The organism is Limnobacter sp. (assembly GCF_046297615.1).
Taxonomy (GTDB): domain Bacteria; phylum Pseudomonadota; class Gammaproteobacteria; order Burkholderiales; family Burkholderiaceae_B; genus Limnobacter.
On sequence record NZ_JBKBHM010000008.1, the window covers coordinates 136,814 to 158,812 of the forward strand.

Annotated in this window: 19 protein-coding genes; 11 read left to right on the top strand and 8 right to left on the bottom strand. The window is 58.5% G+C overall.

The features are described 5' to 3' along the window. Together dacB and ACK4FF_RS15150 are read right to left on the bottom strand one after the other, a co-directional pair. Entirely contained in the window at nt 1-1,431 is a 1,431-nt protein-coding gene (gene dacB / locus ACK4FF_RS15145) for a D-alanyl-D-alanine carboxypeptidase/D-alanyl-D-alanine-endopeptidase (protein ID WP_409711105.1), read from the bottom strand. Nucleotides 1,432-1,504: 73 nt separating this feature from the next. Beyond that, nucleotides 1,505-2,089 (bottom strand): hypothetical protein, encoded by a 585-nt coding sequence (locus ACK4FF_RS15150; RefSeq protein WP_409711107.1) that lies wholly within the window; start codon nt 2,087-2,089, stop codon nt 1,505-1,507. Between the two features lie 377 nt (nt 2,090-2,466). Between ACK4FF_RS15150 and ACK4FF_RS15155 the strand changes: the two genes are divergently transcribed. Next, nucleotides 2,467-4,380: a DEAD/DEAH box helicase gene (locus ACK4FF_RS15155; RefSeq protein WP_409711109.1), complete on the top strand. Its 1,914-nt coding sequence runs from the start codon at nt 2,467-2,469 to the stop codon at nt 4,378-4,380. Between the two features lie 135 nt (nt 4,381-4,515). After that, nucleotides 4,516-5,898, top strand: a complete 1,383-nt coding sequence (locus ACK4FF_RS15160; RefSeq protein ID WP_409711111.1) for a chloride channel protein — start codon at nt 4,516-4,518, stop codon at nt 5,896-5,898. On the opposite strand, the gene ACK4FF_RS15165 is transcribed toward ACK4FF_RS15160, so the two are convergent. Both ACK4FF_RS15165 and ACK4FF_RS15170 read right to left on the bottom strand, forming a co-directional pair. Further along, entirely contained in the window at nt 5,880-6,539 is a 660-nt protein-coding gene (locus ACK4FF_RS15165) for a response regulator transcription factor (RefSeq protein WP_409711113.1), read from the bottom strand. The two genes, ACK4FF_RS15160 and ACK4FF_RS15165, sit on opposite strands and share 19 nt — an antisense overlap. Continuing rightward, nucleotides 6,526-8,520, bottom strand: coding sequence for a two-component system sensor histidine kinase NtrB (locus ACK4FF_RS15170; RefSeq protein WP_409711115.1), 1,995 nt, complete (start codon nt 8,518-8,520; stop codon nt 6,526-6,528). The genes ACK4FF_RS15165 and ACK4FF_RS15170 overlap by 14 nt, the downstream gene beginning before the upstream one ends. A gap of 123 nt (nt 8,521-8,643) precedes the next feature. Between ACK4FF_RS15170 and ACK4FF_RS15175 the strand changes: the two genes are divergently transcribed. The 3 genes from ACK4FF_RS15175 to groL all read left to right on the top strand — a co-directional run bounded on the left by ACK4FF_RS15175 (nt 8,644) and on the right by groL (nt 11,797). Then, entirely contained in the window at nt 8,644-9,684 is a 1,041-nt protein-coding gene (locus ACK4FF_RS15175) for a TRAP transporter substrate-binding protein (RefSeq protein WP_409711116.1), read from the top strand. 146 nt (nt 9,685-9,830) lie between these two features. Next, entirely contained in the window at nt 9,831-10,121 is a 291-nt protein-coding gene (locus ACK4FF_RS15180; RefSeq protein WP_409711118.1) for a co-chaperone GroES, read from the top strand. 29 nt (nt 10,122-10,150) lie between these two features. Continuing rightward, complete coding sequence (gene groL, locus ACK4FF_RS15185) at nt 10,151-11,797, top strand: chaperonin GroEL (protein WP_409711120.1); 1,647 nt, start codon at nt 10,151-10,153, stop codon at nt 11,795-11,797. Nucleotides 11,798-11,900: 103 nt separating this feature from the next. Here the strand turns inward: groL and ACK4FF_RS15190 are convergent, their stop codons facing one another. Together ACK4FF_RS15190 and ACK4FF_RS15195 are read right to left on the bottom strand one after the other, a co-directional pair. Continuing rightward, nucleotides 11,901-12,164: a hypothetical protein gene (locus ACK4FF_RS15190; protein ID WP_409711122.1), complete on the bottom strand. Its 264-nt coding sequence runs from the start codon at nt 12,162-12,164 to the stop codon at nt 11,901-11,903. An 84-nt stretch (nt 12,165-12,248) separates the two neighbouring features. Beyond that, a complete protein-coding gene (locus ACK4FF_RS15195) occupies nt 12,249-13,904 on the bottom strand; it encodes a methyl-accepting chemotaxis protein (RefSeq protein ID WP_409711124.1) in 1,656 nt (551 codons plus the stop codon). A gap of 291 nt (nt 13,905-14,195) precedes the next feature. Here ACK4FF_RS15195 and ACK4FF_RS15200 point away from each other — a divergent pair, with 291 nt between their 5' ends. The 3 genes from ACK4FF_RS15200 (at nt 14,196) to ACK4FF_RS15210 (ending at nt 17,712) form a co-directional block, all read left to right on the top strand. Then, complete coding sequence (locus tag ACK4FF_RS15200) at nt 14,196-14,450, top strand: type B 50S ribosomal protein L31 (protein WP_409711126.1); 255 nt, start codon at nt 14,196-14,198, stop codon at nt 14,448-14,450. A 105-nt stretch (nt 14,451-14,555) separates the two neighbouring features. Next, entirely contained in the window at nt 14,556-16,340 is a 1,785-nt protein-coding gene (locus ACK4FF_RS15205) for a hypothetical protein (RefSeq protein ID WP_409711128.1), read from the top strand. A gap of 1 nt (nt 16,341) precedes the next feature. Next, a complete protein-coding gene (locus ACK4FF_RS15210) occupies nt 16,342-17,712 on the top strand; it encodes an MATE family efflux transporter (protein WP_409711130.1) in 1,371 nt (456 codons plus the stop codon). On the opposite strand, the gene orn is transcribed toward ACK4FF_RS15210, so the two are convergent. Next, nucleotides 17,709-18,317 carry an oligoribonuclease gene (orn, locus tag ACK4FF_RS15215; RefSeq protein ID WP_409711132.1) on the bottom strand — a complete coding sequence of 203 codons (609 nt, stop codon included), beginning with the start codon at nt 18,315-18,317 and terminating at the stop codon, nt 17,709-17,711. The genes ACK4FF_RS15210 and orn overlap by 4 nt on opposite strands. Nucleotides 18,318-18,415: 98 nt before the next feature. Here orn and ACK4FF_RS15220 point away from each other — a divergent pair, with 98 nt between their 5' ends. The 3 genes from ACK4FF_RS15220 to rsgA are packed head-to-tail and all read left to right on the top strand — an operon-like array spanning nt 18,416 to nt 21,001. Then, a complete protein-coding gene (locus tag ACK4FF_RS15220) occupies nt 18,416-19,672 on the top strand; it encodes a M48 family metallopeptidase (RefSeq protein ID WP_409711134.1) in 1,257 nt (418 codons plus the stop codon). Continuing rightward, nucleotides 19,673-20,047 (top strand): 4a-hydroxytetrahydrobiopterin dehydratase, encoded by a 375-nt coding sequence (locus ACK4FF_RS15225; RefSeq protein WP_409711136.1) that lies wholly within the window; start codon nt 19,673-19,675, stop codon nt 20,045-20,047. Between the two features lie 45 nt (nt 20,048-20,092). Further along, nucleotides 20,093-21,001: a ribosome small subunit-dependent GTPase A gene (rsgA, locus tag ACK4FF_RS15230; protein ID WP_409711138.1), complete on the top strand. Its 909-nt coding sequence runs from the start codon at nt 20,093-20,095 to the stop codon at nt 20,999-21,001. 5 nt (nt 21,002-21,006) lie between these two features. On the opposite strand, the gene ACK4FF_RS15235 is transcribed toward rsgA, so the two are convergent. Further along, entirely contained in the window at nt 21,007-21,996 is a 990-nt protein-coding gene (locus ACK4FF_RS15235; RefSeq protein ID WP_409711140.1) for a hypothetical protein, read from the bottom strand. Nucleotides 21,997-21,999 lie beyond the last annotated feature (3 nt).

The following is a 21,999-nucleotide window of genomic DNA, read 5'->3' on the forward strand; positions in this document are numbered from 1 at the left end:
TCACCGAGAGCGGTAGATGAATTCGATCACCCCTTCCATGGCAGGCCAACTTTCAGCGGCATTGGGGCTGCGCACCATGATGGCCACCGCCCACCATTGCCGGTCCTGCGCCCTGACATAACCGGCCACAGAACGCGTGCCACTTAAGCTGCCGGTCTTTAGATAGGCGTAACCATCCACCTCGTTCATGCGTTTGCGCACCGTGCCGTCAGCCCCGGCACGGGGGAAGCTGGCCAGGTAGTCGGGAAAATCAGGCCGCTGGGCCATGTTCCGCAGAAATTGGGCCAAGCCTTTGGGGTCCACGAGTGTTTTTCTCGACAAACCGGAGCCATTGTCGATGACCCAACCCGGGGTGGGCACACCCTGCGTGGCCAGCCAGCCCAGCACTTTGGGGCCGAAAGCCTGAGGTGTACCGGCCACCGCCAACTCCAGATGACGCGCCATCACATTGCTGGACCACTTGTTGACTTGCCGGATATGGTCGGCCATGGGGCGCCCCATGACGGTGGTCAATGCGAGGGTGCTGTTGGGGGTTTTGCCTTTGACGACCTGGCCACGCAGCTCGCCGCCCAACTGGGCCCAGATTTCCCGGAACCACGATTCCCACAGCCAGTCTTGAGGCGGAATGCGGATGGGCAAACGGGAGGTACCGCAAGCCCTGGGGTAGTTGCCTGCGACAGTTACCACCACATTGTCCCCACGGCGGGTAAAGCCAACCTGCATGCCGTTTTTCCAGGAACCGCAGGCACCACCGACCAACCGAACCTCCGACACAAACGCCCAACTGGCCGGCGCTTCTTCAGGCACGACACGAACGGAGTCACGGTCCAGCTCCAAGTCAATGGACATGGCCCCGTGATTCATCAACAAGCCATACGGCTGGGCGTGGTAAGCGCGGTGCGGGGATTCATCAAATGCTGCGGCGTCATCGCCACTCAAGGCCACGCCCACATCAGAAAACACGGAGTCGTCCAAGACCACGTTGCCGGCAATTGTTTTGACGCCTTTGGCACGCAGGCTGCGCAGCGCGCCCCACAAATCGGAGGTCAGGAAGCCAGGGTCCCCACCCCCCTTAATATAGAGGCTGCCCCGCAACACCCCATCCACAGGCTCGGCGTCGGCGTGAAACCCGGTGCGAAACTGGTAAGTACTGCCTAACGTGTCCAGCGCAATTCCCGTGGTCAGCACCTTCACCACCGAGGCCGGGTTCACCAACATATTGGCATTCAAACCCCAAGCAGGCGTGCGGTCGTTGAGCACCGGCTCGATTGGCATGGCGTAGATGGCGACATCGTCAGTCTGAATTTTCGCTTTGTTGAATGCCGCCAGCAGAGACTGCGGCAGTGGGCGCGCACTGCTTTGGGCGTACAAGGACAGGGGAAAGGTCAGGGCAAGCACGGCCAACACAGGCCAGCGCAGGGCTTTGAACACGGCTCTTCCTCATGGGGTGGGCATGGGTTGAGCATATCACCGGGGCTGACCGGCTGATGCGGTCAGCGTCCCGTCATGTGTGGCTCTTGGGCTCTTTTTTGGCCTCGGGCGCGGGTTCAGTCTTTCGTTCCCATGGACGAGGCTTGGGATGCGAAGCCGGCGCCACAGCAGAGGGCTGCGGGGCGCTGGTTTCCGCATGCGTCATCGGCTTGGCAGACGCTTCTTTGGTGTCAGCAGGTGCCTCGGCCGCAGGCGCGCCTGCGGGGCGCGGACTCCAGCGCCCTCGGCCCGAGGAATCACTGACCTGGGCCTCCGCTGGCTTGGCAGCGGCCTCGCCGTGAGGCGACTCAGCCGCCGCCACTGCCGGCTTCTCAGCCTTGGGGGCCAACGCCTGCAACTCGGGTTTCACTTCTTCGATCTGGTTGGCGAGCATGTAATCGTTCATGTCCTTCCAACCCTCGAACACGCCGGCTTGGGGCGCTTTGGGATTGAGCGCGAAACAATCCTCCAAGGCCCGACCGGAATGTCGGCAGGCTGCACCTATGGCCTTGCTGTCTTGCTGGGACAGGCGTCCATCCAGACCCGGTAGCTGTGACACATCACAGGAACTCAACAGGGATGCGGTGGAGACCACCGCCAACATTTTCAGAGGTTTCATAAAGCAAGACTCAATCAATGGCCCGGCCCAGCGATGATTCCGGGCACCCAATGGCACTCCAGGTGTCGTACACAGACAACACAGGGGGCCTCTCATAGGGCTTAACGACCGATTTCGCAAAAAATGTATGCCTCGTGCCACCGAATTGGCGATCTAGAATGAATTACCTCTTGTGCATTGCACAGTGAGTGGTTACACTTCGCCCACTCTTGCAAATCAACGGGTCTCTTCATACCCTGTTCAACGGCCGCGTTGGGTTGCTTAAGCGTTACGCCCATCGCCGTCAGTCTCCTCGCAGTTTCGCCCTGTTTTTTGGGTCTCGTCTGCTGTCCGTCTGTCTGTCGATGACTTTTTGAATCCATCGAATTGGATAAATCATGACCACGTCTTTCGAGGCCATCGGCCTTGCTTCGCCATTGCTCCAGGCATTGGCCACATTGAATATTTCCGAACCTACCCCTGTGCAGGCTGACGTATTGCCTTTGGCGATCGCTGGCGGCGACCTGATGGTCAGCTCCAAGACTGGCAGCGGCAAAACATTTGCATTCCTGCTACCCACCATGCACCGCATGATGGCCCCAGAGCAAAGCCCACTGGACGCGCTGGCAGGCCCTGAGGCCCTGGTGCTGTGCCCCACCCGTGAACTGGCCCAACAGGTCAGCCAGGACGCCATCAACCTGGTGCGCCACCACAAAGGCTTGCGAATCGCCACCGTGGTGGGTGGTATGCCCTATGGCAAACAGATGGCTGGCCTGCGCGGCGCACGCCTGGTGGTGGGCACCCCCGGCCGTCTGCTCGATTTGGCCCAGCAAGGCAAATTGAACTTGAGCACTGTTCACACCTTGATCGTGGACGAAGCGGACCGCATGCTGGACCTCGGCTTTGCGGAAGACCTGGAAGCCCTGGACCGCCTGTGCGGCAACCGGACCCAGACCATGATGTTCTCTGCCACGTTCGCCAAGCGCATCACCACGCTGGCTGAGCGCATCATGAACGATCCCCGCAAAATTGAACTGGCAGCGCCCAACGAAACCAATGCTGACATTGCCCAGAAACTGATGTGGGCTGACAGCCGGGGCCACAAGCGCAAGCTGCTGGACCATTGGCTGGGCCAGCCCGACATTGATCAGGCTGTGATTTTCACCAGCACTCAGATTGATGCTGAAAACCTAGCCCGTGATTTGATGGACGAAGGTGTGCGGGCCTGCGCCCTGCACGGTGCGATGCCTCAGGTGGTGCGTAACCGCCGACTGGCCAGCGTGCGAAAAGGCGATATCAAGATTCTGGTGGCCACCGATGTGGCAGCCCGGGGCCTGGATGTGCCCACAATTTCTCACGTCATCAACTACGGCATGCCCATGAAGCCGGAAGATTACGTGCACCGCATTGGCCGTACCGGCCGTGCTGGCCGCACCGGTGTGGCTGTCACCTTGGCTGAGTCAGAAGACATCATCCGCGTTCGTGCCATCGAGCGTTTCATCAGTGCCCGAATTCCTGAAGAGCAGGTCGAAGGCCTTGAGCCTCGTGGCAACTTCGACAAAGCCCCACGCAGCAATGGCAAGCGTGGCGGCGGTGGTGGTGGCCGCCCCGGCGGCTTCCGCAACGACGGACGCAGCAACAACCCCGGTCAGCGTTTTGCACCCCGCCCGGAAGGCTTCAACAGTGACCGCGGCGAACGCAAGCACGGCGACCGTCCGGCCTTTGGCAACCGTGAAGGTGGCGAGCGCAGCTTTGGTGGCGAGCGCAGCTTTGGTGGTGAACGCAAGTTCGGTGACCGCCCCGCATTTGGCAACCGCGAAGGTGGCGAGCGCAGCTTCGGTGGTGAACGCAAGTTCGGTGACCGCCCAGCGTATGGCAACCGCGAAGGTGGCGAACGCAGCTTTGGTGGTGAACGCAAGTTCGGTGACCGCCCCGCATTCGGCAATCGCGAAGGCGGCGAGCGTAAGTTCGGCGAGCGCAGCTTTGGTGGTGAACGCAAGTTTGGTGACCGCCCCGCATTCGGCAATCGCGAAGGCGGCGAGCGCAGCTTCGGTGGTGAACGCAAGTTTGGTGACCGCCCTGCATTCGGCAACCGCGAAGGCGGCGAACGCAAGTTTGGTGACCGTCCGGCCTTCGGCGAACGAAAGTTTGGTGATCGCCCCGCATTCGGCAACCGTGAAGGCGGTGATCGCAAGTTTGGTGACCGACCCAACCGTGGCGAATCCAAAGGTGGTAGCTGGGGCAAACCCGCCGGAACTGGCGATGCTCCCCGCGGTGAGCGCGGCGGATTTGCCCGTCGCAAGTCGTTCTGATACGAACGACCTCCGGTCTTGGGGTGTGTCGCCCCTGACCGACGCTCAGACTAAAAACCCCGGAGCCTTGCACCGGGGTTTTTTCTTTTCATGCGACAATCTCGGACTAGAGTCCAACCCAATCAAAGGACCGTCGTGCCCAGCCGTACCCGAAGCCGATTCTCCAGTCAGCGTGCCCGCCTCATGGCCAACCGCAGCCTCATCACCTTGGTGGTGTACGCGTTTGCGTTGGCTGTTGGCTTTTTGGCGGTCGGGTTTGCCATGGTCGCCGACTACGCTGCTGAATGGAACATCGATTTTTTTGAAGAGCACACAGCTTGGGCACTGTTGCTTCCCCCGATCGTTTTTCCACTCAGCGTCTGGTTGATCAACCGACTTTTTTGGGGCGCGGGCGGTGGTGGCATTCCTCAAGTCATCAAGGTGATTCGCCACCCCAAACCAAGGCTGACCGATCGCCTCCTGGGTTGGCGCGCCTTTTTGGGCAAATTGATTCTGACCCCGCTGGTACTGGCCTCCGGCGCCGCCATGGGGCGCGAAGGGCCCACTGTTCAAATTGGCGCCGCCATGATGGGTTTTGCCCATCGCTTCCCCGGGGTAGCCCGCCTGTTTGACAGCCGTTCGCTGATCATCGCGGGCGGCGCGGCCGGGGTTGCGGCGGCGTTCAACACACCGCTGGGTGGGTTGATGTTTGCCTTTGAAGAACTCAGCCACAAAAAAGCCATGCGCAGAACATCTTCCCTGCTGATGGCCATCGTGCTGGCGGGCTTGGTGACCTTGGTTCTACAGGGCAACTACTCGTACTTCGGGTACTCGAATGCCACCATCGACTGGAGTGAGGAATGGGTCACCATTCTGAGTTTGGGCATTTTTGCGGGCTTGATCGGTGGCCTGTATGGCCGCTTGATGATCATGGTGGTGTCGCCCAAGGGCCGAATCGGTGGCCTGCGGGCCCGCCACCCTTACTGGTTTGCTGCGGGGTGCGGCGTAATCGTCTCGGCCATGGCCTGGGTATTTGGCGCCGAGGTGTTGGGTGCAGGGTACACCGAAACCAAAATGGCGCTGCAAGACGAGCAAGCCCTCTCGCCCATGTACTGGCTGGTGAAATTCACTTCAACACTGGTGTCATTCGCCAGCGGCGCGCCGGGTGGGGTATTCTCGCCCACCTTGTCGATAGGCGCCGGTTTCGGGCATTTCTACGCCAACCTGATTGACCATGAAGCGGCACCGCTGATGCTGTTGGCCATGGTCGGCGTACTGTCCGCAGTCACCCATTGCCCCATTACAGCCTTTGTGATTGTGCTGGAAATGGTGGACAACCACGAGCTGGTCATGCCGCTGATTTTTGTATCTGCAGTGGCCACACAGGTCAGCAAACGTTTGCTGCCCTCGTCCATTTACCAGTTGCTGGCCAATCACATCAAGGTCAGCTTCGCCCCAGTGCCTGAAACCCCGGCTGAACCTACAAGCACAGCGGACGGGAACAAACCTGCTGGAACCAATCAGGCCGCCGGGTCATAACCCAAACGTTCGCTCAACCTGCTCAACATAGTCGCCAACTCGGCAGCCGAGCGAACTTTCAGTTTGTCGAACACGTTAGCGCGGTGAACTTCCACGGTGCGCATGGAGATATCGAGGTCCGAGGCGATGACTTTGTTCAGGCGCCCTTGGGCCACCAGCACCATCACCTCTTTCTCCCGCGGCGACAACTTGGACAGGCGCTCAACCCACTCACGCATGGAGCCCTGCACCTCCATGTGTTCCAAGGACTTCTGCAAGGCTTGCTGCACCCGCTGAATCAGGCGTTGGTCCGTGGTCGGCTTTTCGTAAAAATCGAAGGCACCGTTTTTTACAGCTTCTACGGCAGTGGAAATGTCACCATGACCGGTCAAAAATATAACCGGCATGCGGTCAAGGTTGTAACCGTTGCGGCCCAACCATTGAAACACCTCCAACCCAGACATGTCGGGCATCCGCAAATCCAGCAACAGGCACAAGGCATTGCTGCTGTTGAAGTGCGCGTCCAGGTCAGCGCGGAACTGCTCGAAACGGCCGTAGCCCTGCATCGGCAGGTCCGAGGTTTCAAACATCCACTTCAGGCCTTCGCGCAGGTCGTTGTCATCGTCAAGCAGCAGAACCTGCTTGCCTTTATTGAGCTCCAATTGTCTCCCCTTCCATGGACTCTCGAATGGCCATGGGCAAGCTCATGATAAAACAGGTACCGCCTGTGGCGACAGCCTCCACCTTCAATCGGCCACCATGGGCTTCCGCCACCGACCGACAGAGACTCAAGCCCAAGCCCAGACCATCCGGTTTTGTAGACACCAGCGCCTCAAACATGCGCTCCGGGTTATTCAGGCTTAAACCGGGGCCATCATCACGAACTGCGATTTCAAAGCTGTCTTCAACATGGCGGGCCAGCACCCACACATTGCGAATCCGCTGGGCGGCAGTGAAGGCTTCAGCCGCGTTCTTGACCAGATTGATGATGGCCTGCTCCACCATGATGCGGTCCACGTGAACCTGAACTTCATGGTCGTCAATTTTGAAGTGCAGACGCACATCGTGATGAACGGCAATGCTGGTGACCATGAAACGAATGGAATCGATCAGATCCTCAACCCGAACGGATTCACGAACCGGTCGGCGTTTGCGCACCAGGTTTTGCACAGACCCCACCACACGCCCGGCTCGTTGGGCTTGGTCCCGCAGTTTCTCGAACAGCTGGGCAAACTTTTCAACGGTCGCTCCGCGTTCAGTGAGGTTCAACCCGGCCTGCGCAAACGACACCATGGTGGCCAACGGCTGGTTCAGCTCATGCGCAATGTTGGAGGCCACTTCCCCCACCAAGGCAAAACGTGAGGCCGCCTGCAGTTTTTCACGTTGCTCGGCCACCAAGGCTTCCGAACGTTTGCGGTCGGTGATGTCGATCACCGAACTCATCCAGCCCACGTGTTCGCCTTTGCCGTCACGCAGGGGGGCCTCAACAATCAGGACATCAATCAAGCGCCCCGACTTGTGCTGGTACACGGTCTCAAACCCTTCGGGTGGGGCGTTGCCGGAAATGACATTGGCCACCAAGGTTTTGTATTCCTCGATGTTTTTGGATGGCCAATACGGCAAGGGCTGCGGCACTGCAATCAGCTCTTTGGGTTCGAAACCAACCATGTTGCAGAAAGCGGGGTTCACGTAACGAATGACGCCGTCAAGGTCCCAGACGCGCAAGCCCACAGCCATGGAATCCTGCATGGACTGACGGAACTGCTTTTCTTCGCGCAGCTTTTCTTCCATCACCAAACGCTGGCGGGAGTCGCGCCACAACAGCACAAAAGTAACGGCCAGCAAAAGCAACAACAAACCAGTGATGGAGTTGAATACATGACTGAGCAACAACGGGGGCTCGTCGGCAGCGCTGTAGGCACGTAACTGCAGGTTGAGGCCGCCCAAATCCAGTTCACTGACATGCGACAGATTGTTCTGCCCTTTGATGCGGGGGCGTGCCACACTGCCGAACACCCGGCCCTCGAGGTCGGTGATACTAAGGTCTGTAGATTCCAGCAGCCACTTGGGCATTTCGGCTTGCAGAAAGCTGTCCAGGTCCAAAATACCTACCAGCAAGGCATGCCCGCCCGGCGTCATGTTGACGGACGCGATGTAACGCAATCCATCCAGCTCGTAAGGGCCAATCACCCCGTCAGACCGAAGCAGTTCGCGCGTGGCCACATCCTTGGCGATCTGATCCCGCAAGGGGCCCAACACCGAATCGGGCACGGAGTCGTCCAGCTTGGCCGCAAGGCCCATGCCATGGCCCTTGAACACCGCCACAAGCCCGGGTGTGCTTCGGGCCAGTTGCTCCAGGGCCAGTTTCAGCCGAGGCGACTGGTATTGCCCAGGGTCCGAAGCCAGTGCATCCAGGGAACCAGACAAGCGTTTGAGCTGGAATTGAAGGGTGTCGGCCGACCACAAGGCGTTACTGATCAGCTTTTTTTGATGGGCTTCCTGCTCTTGCTGTCGGGTGTAAACTACCGCCGAACCGATGAGCACCATCAGAAGAAGAAACACGACCGCAGGAACGCCAAATCGCAGGGTTTGACGAACCTGACGCGCTCGGTAGCTGGAAACTTCGGGTGTACTCTGAACCATGGTTGGATCTTGCCACGAAACCCGGTCAGGGCCATCCCCCTCTGTGGAAAGCCACAATGGGCATTGCCCCCGCGGTCTGGAAAGTTACAGGGCTTAAACACATAACAACGATGGTCACCACCCATGAATGACCTTTTTCGCCGATTCGCTTTGTGGTCGACGCTGATATTGGCTTTGCCAACACTCGCGAACGCACAAGGCAGCACAGCCGCAGACTCAAAACCCAAATTTGTCATCCGCTTCAGCCATGTGGTTGAGAACGACACACCCAAGGGTATCGCTGCCCTTGAATTCAAGCGGCTTGTTGAACAACGCACGAAGGGCCGTGTTCAGGTTCAGGTTTACCCCAATTCAACCCTGTACAAGGACAAGGAAGAACTGGAGGCCTTGCAACTCGGGGCCGTGGAAATGCTGGCGCCCTCATTGGCCAAGTTCGGGCAGTTGGGCATCCGGGAATTTGAAGTGTTCGACCTGCCTTACATTTTCCCCAACCGCACCGCACTGAGGGTAGTAACCAACGGCCCAATTGGCCGCTCGCTGCTGTCCCCGCTTGAAGAGCGGGGCATCAAAGGCTTGGCGTTCTGGGACAACGGGTTCAAGGTAATGAGTTCGAACTACCCCCTTCGATTGCCTGAAGACCTCAAGGGCCGGCGAATGAGAATTCAGCCGTCGAGGGTGATCGAAACCCAAATGGAGACTTTGGGGGCCATTCCCATCCCGCTGCCCTTCTCCGATGTCTACGCCGCCCTGGAAACCGGGCTGGTGGATGGCACCGAAAACCCGCCCTCCAACCTGTATTCTCAAAACATGCATCACGTGCAAAAGTACGTGGCTGTGACCAACCACGGCTTTTTGGGTTATGCGGTGATTGTCAACAAGAAGTACTGGGACAACCTGCCCGGGGACATTCGGATCATTCTCGAAAATTGCCTGCAGGACGCCACCCGCAAAAACACCCAAGAGGCAGACCGGCTGAATGCGGCCGCTTTGGCTGCGGTTAAAAAGTCCAGAAAAACCCAAGTGGTCGACCTGACCGAGGAAGAGCGTTCCCAATGGCGGCAAGCTCTGGAGCCTGTTTACCGCAAAGTGGAAAGCCGCATCGACAAAAGCCTCATTGCGTCAATCCGCCGGGCGGTTCAAACCACTCAGGCCCAAACCCAATAACTGCAGCGAACATTTTTTAGCCCTCGGGTCTTGAAAAGCGCTCGACCCATCCCTATTATTAGCACTCGTCAGCGGTGAGTGCTAACAGCCCCCGTCTGCAAAACACCTAAGCAATTCATTTTCAAGACAATTTAGGAGTAGTTTCCATGAATATTCGTCCGTTGCATGATCGCGTGATCGTGAAGCGCCTGGACAGTGAGCGCACCACAGCATCCGGTATCGTGATTCCCGAAGCTGCCGCAGAAAAGCCCGACCAAGGCGAGATCCTGGCCGTGGGCCCCGGCAAGCGCGATGACGCTGGCAAACTGATTCCCATGGACGTGAAAGTCGGTCAACGCGTGTTGTTCGGCAAGTACGCCGGCCAGACGATCAAGGTTGATGGCAAGGAAGTGCTCGTGATGCGCGAAGAAGACATCATGGGCGTAATCGAAGGCTAATTCACCGAATTCAGTAAGGAAGAATCAAAATGGCAGCTAAAGAAGTATTTTTCGGCGACGACGCACGCAGCCGCATGGTGCGTGGCGTGAACATTCTGGCCAACGCAGTGAAAGTCACCTTGGGCCCCAAAGGCCGCAACGTGGTTCTGGAGCGCTCCTTCGGCGCCCCCACAGTGACCAAAGACGGTGTGTCTGTGGCCAAAGAAATCGAACTGAAAGACAAGTTCGAAAACATGGGCGCCCAAATGGTGAAGGAAGTGGCTTCCAAAACCTCCGACAACGCGGGTGACGGTACAACCACCGCGACCGTGTTGGCCCAGGCCGTGGTCAAGGAAGGCATGAAGTTCGTCGCCGCTGGCATGAACCCCATGGACCTGAAGCGCGGTATCGACAAAGCTGTTGCAGCGGCCATCGACGAGCTGCGCGCCCTGTCCAAGCCCTGCTCCACCACCAAGGCCATCGCTCAGGTGGGCTCCATCTCCGCCAACAGCGACGAATCCATCGGCAACATCATTGCTGAAGCCATGGAAAAAGTGGGCAAGGAAGGCGTGATCACCGTTGAAGACGGCAAGAGCCTGAACAACGAGCTGGACGTGGTTGAAGGCATGCAGTTCGACCGTGGCTACCTGTCCCCCTACTTCATCAACAACCAGGAAAAACAGGTTGCTGCACTGGACAACCCCTTCGTGCTGCTGCACGACAAGAAAATCAGCAACATCCGTGACCTGCTGCCCACCCTGGAGCAAGTTGCGAAAGCTGGCCGCCCCCTGCTGATCGTGGCTGAAGACGTGGAAGGTGAAGCTCTGGCCACACTGGTTGTGAACAACATCCGTGGCATTCTGAAGACCTGTTCCGTCAAGGCCCCCGGCTTTGGTGACCGTCGCAAAGCCATGCTGGAAGACATCGCCATCCTGACTGGCGGCGTGGTAATTTCCGAAGAAACCGGCATGAGCCTGGAGCACGTGACCCTGGAACACCTGGGCCAAGCCAAGCGCATTGAAATCGGCAAAGAAAACACCACCATCATCGACGGTGCTGGCGACGCGACCAACATTGAAGCACGTGTGAAACAGATTCGTGCCCAGATCGAAGAAGCCACTTCCGACTACGACCGTGAAAAGCTGCAAGAGCGCGTGGCCAAGCTGGCCGGCGGTGTTGCTGTGATCAAGGTAGGCGCAGCCACTGAAGTGGAAATGAAAGAGAAGAAAGCCCGCGTTGAAGACGCGCTGCACGCTACCCGCGCTGCCGTTGAAGAAGGCATCGTGCCTGGTGGTGGCGTAGCCCTGCTGCGCGCTCGTGCCAAAATCGCTGGCCTGAAAGGCGCCAACGCTGACCAAGACGCCGGCATCAAGATTGTGCTGCGCGCCATGGAAGAACCACTGCGCATGATCGTGACCAATGCAGGCGAGGAATCGTCTGTTGTGGCCAACAACGTGATGGCTGGCGAGGGCAACTACGGCTACAACGCCGCCACTGGCGTGTACGGCGACATGGTGGAAATGGGCGTTCTGGACCCCACCAAGGTGACCCGCACTGCACTGCAGAACGCAGCGTCTGTGGCTTCCCTGATGCTGACCACCGACTGCATGGTGGCCGAGTTGGTGGAAGAAAAGCCTGCCGTTCCTGACATGGGCGGCATGGGCGGTATGGGTGGAATGGGCGGCATGGGCATGTAATGCCATGACCGGCTTGGGCTGTTGTTCAACAGCCCATACCCATAAAAAAGCCAAGGCTTTGCGGCCTTGGCTTTTTTTTATGGGACTCTGCGTGATTGAACCATCAGGAAGTGGCGCCGGCTTGCTGCCTGAGGTTGGCCAACACATCCTGCAAAGGCGAACCTGATTGCTGTTCCCGCCGGGCCTGTTCCTCGGCCTCAGCCTGGCTCAACCCCTGCCGTATCAGTATTTCAACCAGCATCAAGTAATATTTTTGATCGCTCGACCCACACGAAGACGCACCCGCGCAACCTGCGCTAGCCTGCGCACCACACCCTTGGCCGTTAATCTCGGAACTTTGAACTGCCGCAACGCTGCCACATGTCATGTCACACCCCTTGTAAAAAGACACCCTCTGATATCTCAGTAACCGGGGGCGAACAAAGGTTCAATGCCTTGCATGCAAGCCCATTCACGCCAACTTGAATTGCGCCGCTTGTTGTTCAAGTGCTGTCGATAGGGTTGTCAGGCTGGCGATCGTGGCTTGAATGCTTTGAACACACCCTGCATTCTCCTCGCAACCTGCAGCCAACTGCTCCACCTTGCCCGACATTTGTTGGGCCACAGTGCGCTGCTCGGCCAATGAGGTGGACACCTCAGAGGCCAACACACGCACGTCATTGGACAGATTTTGCAAATCAGCCATCAATTGGCGGGCCTGCCCCATCCTGACCAGGTTTTGCGACACCTTGGAGGCCCAGGCACCCATTTCATCCACCACACCGCTGGTGCCTTGTTGGATGGTCTTCACCATCTGCTCAATTTCCGAGGTGGACTCGGTCGTGCGCTCGGCCAACCGGCGCACCTCGTCGGCCACCACAGCAAAGCCACGGCCTGACTCTCCAGCGCGGGCGGCCTCAATGGCGGCGTTCAGGGCCAACAAGTTGGTCTGCTCGGCTATGCCTTCAATCACCGCGATGATCTGACCAATATTCTGGGACTGCTCGCCAAGCTTTTGTACAGTCTGGCTCAAGCTTTCAGCGCCGCGCGCCGTGTCTTCCACCTCACGGGAGGACAACTCCACCAAGGTCAGCCCCTCGCGAGAGGCTGACTCGGACCGGCCAGAGGCCTGCGCCGACTGTTCAGCCACACCCAGCAATTGACTCACACTGGCGCTGAGCTCTTCAATGCCCGCCGCCATGCTTGAACCGGCCTCTGACTGCTCCTGAGCCGACAAATCAACCACCCGCAATTGGGTTTGTATGTCCTGCGCGGCGGACACCAACCCTTTGGATGAGTCCCGGATCTGGGCAACCATGGCCGCCAAGCTCTCAGACATTCGGCTGAATGCTGACGCCACACTGCCGTCCACAGGCGCAAGGCCATGCTGGAGCACCAACTCACCTGAAGCCATTTTGTTGGCCATGGCCGCCAAATCTGAAGGTTCTGCGCCCAGCCTGCGCTTGATGGTGCCCGCAAACACCAACAGACTCGCCAGCAGCACGGCCACCGTGATGGCCGAGGTGATGGCAACTGTGACCACCAAGCGTGAAAACAGGGTCTCAACCTGCTCAATCATGCTGGTAGAGGCCTGCTCGGCAGCCTTCAACACCTGCTCCTCAGCCTTGGCGCCCAAGGCCACCACCGGGCGGTCGATGCCACTGACCGCTTTGTCCAGTTGCAAATGAACATCCGGTACGGAAGGGTCGTAGCGCTGGATCTGATCACGGTACTTTTGGGCCACCGTATTGAATTGTTCACCCCATTCCTTGACCAAGGCCGCACGCTCAGGCGCGCTGTTCACCACCTCCTGTTGGGCCAATTTGTCCATTTTGGCGAGGAAATCAGCCCGGTACTTGTCAAATTCAGCCGTATGCTTCAGGCGCGCGGCGTCCGAAGTACCCCGTAGCAATACGTTTTTGAAGGAGGAGGCCAACCGGGTCACGTCATGCACCGCTCCGCCGATCAGCGAAGACGCCCTGGCCTCCTGAGCCGCCACCTCGGCAGCCTTCAACTCAATTTGCTCAGCCTCTTTCAACTGCCCGTAAACCAGCAAACCCGACAAACTCAACAACACCGCCACCATGGCGGCCAACACCAGGGACATGCCCCTCAAACTCAGATTCATCGCAGCTCCACCGTATTCTTGAAGATGGGAATAAGCACCCAACTGGCAAAGTCTGCTCGGTCGGGCAGCAAACGTCCCCACCCCGCTTGGTGAGGGCCGCCCACCCCCTCCAACAAGGTGACACGCTGCCAAACGGACCACGGGCTGCCAACCAACCCCAGTTGTTTGATTTTCTGAAGAAATTTTGGTATCCTTTTCGGCTAACCTTATTAACCTGCAAGTGATTCGGTTTTTGTCAGGGCATGGATAAAACCATGCCGACCACCGGATTGGCTGCGAACGGAGCACATCATGAAAGAAGGCCTTCACCCTAACTACCGCGAAGTGGTTTTCAAAGACATGTCCAATGGCAAAGAGTGGATCTGCCGCTCCACCATGGGCAGCAAAGAAACCGTGACCATCGACGGCAAAGAGTATCCTCTGGTGAAGCTGGACGTGTCGTCCTACTCCCACCCCTTCTACACCGGTGCTCAGAACACCATCGTGGACACCGCAGGTCGCGTTGAGAAATTCCGCCGTCGTTTCGATCGCTTCAAGGCGAACTGATCGAACGACTGACGCGTTGCAAATTTGCATCGCCTCTGAAGGCAGCCGAGTCAAACCGGCTGCCTTTTTCATTGGTTAGCCCCCAATTCAGGACACAATACAGTCATGGTTCTGACTGCCGCCAACAACGCCCGACTCTCGCGCCGCCTGCTGTGGGCACTGATCTTCCTGTACATCCTGCCCGGGCTGTTTGCACGCAGCCCTTGGAAACCGGAAGACGCCAGTGGCTTTGGACAAGCCTACACGCTGGCCAAACTGCCCTTTCAGGATTGGGCTTATTCGGCCATTGGTGACCGCCTGTATGCTGAGGGCGGCCTTGCTGCGGCCTGGCTGGGTGGCCTGCTGGGCAAATTGGCGTTATGGGGTGGGTTGCCAGTTCAATGGCTGGATGACGCCATGCGCCTGGGCAACATTGCCTGGCTGATTCTGGCTGGCTGGGCCATCTGGAACACCACCTACCGCTTGGCCAAACGGGTCGAACTGCAACCTGAAGACCCACTGGGGGCTGCCCCAACCCGGGTGGACTACGCCCGCGCAGTGGCTGACGCATCGGTGCTTTGCCTCTTGGCCACCCTGGGCCTGTTGATGAAAGCGCACATGCAAGGCCCCGAAGTGGCTGAGCTGGCGGGCATGGCCTTGATGCTGTTGGCCGCCGTTCGTGCGCTGGACCGACCCATTGGCGCGGGGTGGATGCTGGGTTGGGGTGTTGCACTGACTTTCTTTGCCCGCGGTTGGGCCCATGCCCTGCCATTTTTGGGGCTGCTGCTGATCAGTTCAGTCTCACACCAGAGCACCCGGTTCGGCCTGTTGCGGCGGCTTTTGCGGGCCAGCGGCATTTTTGGTGCCGTGTTTGCCCTCTGGTTTTTCTGGCTGATGGGCACCACCATGGGTGAAATCTGGTGGAACAGTTGGATGGACTGGAACACCAAGCGGTACTTGCTGTTTGACCCTGCTAAGTCATTCGACAAATCAACCTGGGTTGTCACGTTCAAAACGCTGGCCTGGTTCCTGTGGCCCATTTTGCCCATGAGCGTGTGGACCCTGTGGCGCTACCGCAACGCACTGCGCGAGCCCGCCATTCGAATTCCGCTGGCTGCGGCTGCGGCTGGTTTGATTGTGCTGTTCATCACCAACCCCGCCGACGAAAGCAACTACATACCCTTGTTGCCTCCATTGGCCGTGCTGGCTGCCATTGGCCTGTCCACCATGCGCCGTGGCCTGATCAGCATGATCGACTGGTTTGCCGTACTGTGCTTTACGCTGATTGCGGTGCTGGTGTGGCTGGGCTGGTCGGCTGCAACGTTCGGCTTCCCTGCAAAAATTGCAGCCAATTTCGAGAAGCTGTCGCCCGGCTACGTGCCCGAGGTCATCGGCCTTGAGCTGGCAGTGGCTCTACTGGCCACGCTGGGCTGGGTCAAATTGGTGGTGTGGCGTACCACGTCGCGTCAGAAAGCCTTGTGGAGGCCGATGGTGCTGTCCTGCGGCGGCATCATATTGATTTGGCTGTTGATGATGACGCTGTGGATACCGCGCATCGACTACGCCAAATCCTACAAAGCCGTGGGTCTGACTTTGAACCAGCGCCTCGTGGAAACCGGGGGGAATACCGAGGACTGCATCATCGACCTGAACCTCGGCTTTGCACAACGGGCCACCCTGGAGTACCACACCCAGCGTCGCTTCGTGCGGCACAGCCGCTGGGCCGAGAAGAAGCCCTGCGAGTACCTGCTGCTGCAAGATGACCGCCGGGCGCGCTCCCCTGTCAAAACAGGTTTCGAGAAAAACCACGGTGAACAATGGACGCTGGTTTGGATTGGGGGACGGAATTCTGACCGGCATGAATTTTTGGCCCTGTACCGCCGCACCCCTGCCTTGACCGAGGCGCAGTGACGTGAGCCAGGCGAAAATTGCGCGGGCCGCTGACCACCCCAGAAGGGCCTTGATTGCCCAAGCCACGCCCATTCTTGTTGGCCAACTGGCGGTGATGGCCAACGGCTTGGTGGACAGCGTGATGGCCGGCCGCGCAGGCAGCGAGGTGTTGGCTGCCATGGCAGTGGGCTCGTCCATCTACATCAGTTTGTATGTGGGCTTGATGGGGGTGCTGATTGGCTTGACGCCGATCTGCTCAGGCCACTATGGCGCGGGGCGCTACGACGAAGTCGCCAAGGACGCGCAGCAGGGTATCTGGATTGCCCTGTTCATGTCCGTACCCGGCCTGTTGGTGCTTTTTAACCCCGACTTCATCTTCAGGCTGACCGACACACCACCGGAAATCACCAGCCAAGCCAGCGGCTACATGGCCGGCATTGCCGTGGGGCTGCCCGCCGCGTTGGTGTTTCGTGTGTTCTATGCCATGAGCCAATCCATTTCCAGACCGGGGGTGGTGATGGGCCTTCAGGTTCTGATGTTGGCCCTGAAAGTGCCGCTCAACCTCTGGCTGATGCATGGTGGCTGGGGCGTACCCGCTTTGGGTGCTGCCGGTTTTGGCTGGGCCACCGGCATTACGATGTGGGTGGTGCTGGCCATCAGCCTGTGCATCTGGTTTGGCAGCGAGCACTATGCGCAATTCAGGCCACGCGGGTTTGTGTGGCCGCACTGGGACAGGCTCAAGGCCATTCTCAAGTTGGGCCTACCCATCGGCGGCGCTTATCTGATTGAGGTGACGTCGTTCACATTCATCGCTTTGCTGGTCTCCCGGTTTGGGGTGCATCAGGTCGGCGGCCACCAGATTGTGTCCAACATGGCGGCAGTGGCGTACATGATGTGCCTGGCCATGGGCAATGCCACCACGGTGATGGCGGCGCAGCAATTGGGGGCAGGTTCACCGAAAGTGGCCGCAGCCATGGTGCGCAAAGGCCTGGAACTGGCCATGCTGATTGCCTTGGGGGTGTGCCTGCTGTTCTACACCGCAGGCGATTGGCTGATTGCCGCTTACACGCGGGACGACAGCACACGAGCGGTGGCCTTGGCCTTGTTGCCCTGGGTGATTGCCTACCATTTCATCGATGCACTGCAAACCGTGTGCTCGTTCTCGCTGCGGGCCTACAAAGTGTCAGGCCGACCACTGGCCATTTACGGCGTGTCCCTGTGGGGCGTCGGTATTGGGGGCGGCATGTGGCTTGGTGTGTGGGCCGATCAGCCGCTTCAGGCCGAAGGCTTCTGGATCGCCAGTTTGGCGGGCTTGGTGCTGGCCGGTGTATGCCTTGCAGGCCTGCTGCTGGTGACTATCCGAAAAAGCCTTCGAGCAACCACCACCCTTTAAATGCCGGGAATGCCTTCGGGCGCCACGATGAAGTTGGCGCGGTAAAAGCGCAATTCGTCGATGGATTCCTGAATGTCGGACAAGGCGGTGTGCTTGGTCTTCTTCACAAACTGACGGGCCATGCCCGGGTTCCAGCGCTTGCACAACTCCTTCAACGTGCTGACATCGAGGTTGCGGTAGTGGAAGTACGCTTCCAGTTCAGGCATGTAGCGGGCCATGAAGCGACGGTCCTGACAAATGCTGTTGCCACACATGGGGCTTTTGTTGGGGCCGATGTATTGGCGCAGAAAATCGAGCAACTGCGCTTGTGCTTGCGCCTCGTCCACGGTGGACTCGCGCACGCGCTGAGTCAGGCCTGAACGGCCATGGGTGTTGGTGTTCCAGGCATCCATGCCAGCCAGCACTTCATCCGTCTGGTGAATGGCCAGCACAGGCCCTTCAGCCACGAAATCCAGATTGGAATTGGTGATCACCACCGCCACCTCAATGATGCGGTCGTTCATCGGGTCCAGCCCGGTCATTTCCATGTCCACCCAGACAAGCCGGTTGTCATCGCGCACAATCGCGTCGGCGTTGGAAACAGGGGGGGGAGAAGGCTGTGACATAATGGGAATCCAGAGTGCTGAAACAGTTCGAACAACAAGTCGGGCTGATTGTCTCACACCCACAAACGGGCTGAACATCCCGCATGAAAGAGTGAATCATGGTTTTGACTGAAGTATTTGTTCTTGCTGTCTTGTTGAACATTGCCATCCGGCTGACACTGGCCACACGGCAAATCCGCCATGTGGCCAAACACCGTGCGCAAGTGCCTGCGGAATTCAGCCAACAATTGACGCTGGAGGAACATCAGAAGGCAGCGGACTATTCCATCGCACGCACCCGTCTGGGGATGATCAATCTGTGGGTGGAGATTGCACTGCTGCTGGGCTTCACCCTGTTTGGCGGCCTCAACCTGCTCAACAACTGGGCGCAAAGTGTCTTGCCCGGGTTGTGGGCGGGTGTACTGTTGTTTGCAGCGTATGGGCTGATTGGCAGTGTCATTGACCTGCCGCTGTCCTATTACCGGCAGTTTGTGCTGGAAACCCGATTTGGTTTCAACCGCATGACGCCCGGTTTGTTCTTCGCCGACTGGGCCAAGGGCTTGGTGTTGGGTGCTGCCCTTGGTGGCCCCTTGTTGCTGGCTGTGCTGGCCCTCATGCAGGCCGCCGGTGACCATTGGTGGCTGTGGGCCTGGGCCCTGTGGTTTGGTTTCAGCTTGCTGATGATGTGGGTGTTCCCAACCTTCATTGCCCCCTTGTTCAACAAATTCACCCCGATGCCCGAGAACGCGACACGTGAGCGCATCGTGAGCCTGCTGAGACGGTGCGGCTTCGATTCCGACGGCCTGTTTGTGATGGACGGCAGCAAGCGGTCCAGCCACGGCAATGCGTATTTCAGCGGCATGGGCAAAGCCAAACGCATCGTGTTTTTCGACACGCTGCTGAACCGGCTGGACGACAACCAGATTGAGGCTGTGCTGGCCCATGAATTGGGGCACTTCCGCAAGAAACATGTGACTAAGCACTTGGCCTTCAGCGGTGTGGCCAGCCTGGTGCTGTTTGCCCTGCTTGGCCAATTGATTCATGCGGCGTGGTTTTACACCGAGTTGGGGGTGAGCCCTAACCTTCAAGGCAATAACCAGGCTGTGGCTTTGTTGCTGTTCGCGCTGGTGCTGCCCTATTTCACGTTTCCCTTCAGGCCACTGATGTCGTGGCTGAGCCGCAAACACGAGTTTGAAGCCGATGCATTTGCAGCCGGGCACAGCAAGCCCGAGTACTTGATCACGGCCTTGGTGAAACTGTACAGGGACAATGCCTCGACCCTGACCCCAGACCCCGTGCATTCCGCGTTCTATGACAGCCACCCCCCTGCATCAATACGGATTGCGCATTTGAAACAATTGCAAGGGGCTCACTGAATGAGCCTGACTGACATGAGTGTCCGTTCACCCTCGGATTGGCTGCACGTGGCCTGTCAGCACGACACCCGCGCATGGCCCTTGGAAGCCTTGAAAGCCCAACTGGTGCAGTTTCCCGGCTGGTCGGTCGCTTTCGACGCACAAGGCCAGGTGCTGAACCTGTGGCGTGAATACCGCTTCGCCAACTTTGAAGGCGTGAAAATGGCAGTGCATGCACTCATGCACTTGGCCGATGATGAAGACCACCACCCCGAAGCCCAGTTTGGATACCAGCAGTTGACCGTGCGCTGGTCCACCCACAGCGCGCAGGGCATCAGCAACAATGACTGGGCTTGCGCCGCCAAGCTGGATGACGCTTTGCGTCACATCGGTTAAAGGCGCACTGTGGGTCGAAAAGCGAATCACAAGCAGCCCGGGGCATTGCCTGCACCTGACACCGGCTTGATACAGGCCTTGGTGATTGCCAGCCACGGGCGGCACTTCATGGCCGAAGATGCACAAGGACAACACTGGCAGTTGTTTGGCAAAGGCAAGCGGCGTGAGGTGGCTGTGGGTGACTCAGTGTTGCTGTCGCCCAGCGGCGACTGCCAGGCCTGGGTTGAACAGATTGAACCCCGGCGAAACCTGCTGTACAGGTCTGACGCGTTGCGAAGCAAATTGTTTGCAGCAAACCTGGATGCGGTGCTGCTGGTGTTGGCCGTAAACCCGCCTTATTCGCCAGAGCTGCTTGGCCGCACTTGGGTGGCGTGTCGACACGCTGGCGTGCCCCTGCACCTGATTTTCAACAAGGCCGACCTGCTGGATAAACAAGCCCATGAGGCGCTGGAAGACGAGTTGAAGGAATGGACGCTGGGCGAGACACCCATTCATTTCATCAGTGCGACTGAAGCGCCCGGCGAGGCGATTGAGCGTGTACGGCCTTTGGTTCAAGGCAAACGCGTCCTGATTCTTGGCCAATCGGGCATGGGCAAATCCACCCTCATCAATGCACTGATTCCCCACGCCAGAGCAGCGACCAACACGGTGTCTGAGGCCCTGAATGCGGGTAAACACACCACCACGCACACGCAAATGCACCGAAGCGATGACGGTCTGTGTCTGATTGACTCCCCGGGGTTTCAGGCCTTTGGGCTTCACCACTTGAGTGAACAAGATTTGCTCAACGAATTTCCCGACATTGCAGAGCCCGGCCTGCGCTGCCGCTTCGCGAACTGCAGGCACCTGAAGGAGCCTGACTGCGCAGTCAAGGAAGGGTTGGAGAACGGCGACATTTCTGAGGCGCGCTTTGAACTGTTTGACCTGTTGCGCAACGAATTGGGATCGGCCTAGGCGCCTCAGTTCAAGGGGTTGGGAATCCAGCCCAGCAAAGCCATGGCGAAAACCAGCATCAGCCACGCAGCGGCGCACTTGAGCACCAGTTGTCGAAATGACTGCAAGGCCATGACCTGCCCCTCATTCGCCGACTGCTCATCCAGGCCATCGGAAGCATGCCGAACGGCGCCGGCGCCCACATAGCCGATGGACGCCAAAAATGCTGCAGTCAACGGCGCACGGTTGGAATACCGGCCATGCAGCATGGCATTTCGCCACGCCAACAACACCTCATCAAACTGCGACACCAGCGCGATGGTCAAGGCCACCAAACGCGCAGGCAGCCATTCCATCCAGTATTGAACCTGCCGGGGGCTCCAGCGGGCCGAGGTGGGGTTAGTCCGCCACAGCTCGGGCAAACTGGTCAGCTCAAGGTGCAGGCCATGTTCGCTGACCCGCTGGCGTTCGCGGATTACAGACCACTGCACAGCCAGATAGGCCACCAAGCCAAGCGGGCCGGGAATGATCAGATACCAGAAAATAACCGCGAAGTATTGGCGCAAGGCCCGTTCAACACCGTGGTGGATGAGCGCCGACACCAGCTCATCCGGCCCATGCACATGGGGTTCCGTGCCGTCATAGCTTTTGACCCAATGAATGTACAGCTCACGCGCGCGGAAATAATCGCCCTGATTCAAAAACAGTTGGGTGGAGGTGAACACTTCAGCGAAGTGCTTGAACCGCAGGCCGTACAGCAACAACACCAAGGTGAAAATCGCGGCCAGCAAGGGGGTGGTGGACATCAACACACCATGAACAAGGTAAACCACAATCATCCACATCAGCACAGGGATCAACCATTGCTGATGTTCCCGTTGATTCAGGCCAAGGCTGGCCAAGTCCACTTCACACTCTCGGGAAAAGCGGTCTACCAACTCGCGCAGGCGTTCAAAGAAACCATCCGGCAGGAGGGCTTCCAGCACCACGGCAACAAGAAGGGCTAGAAAGGACATGGG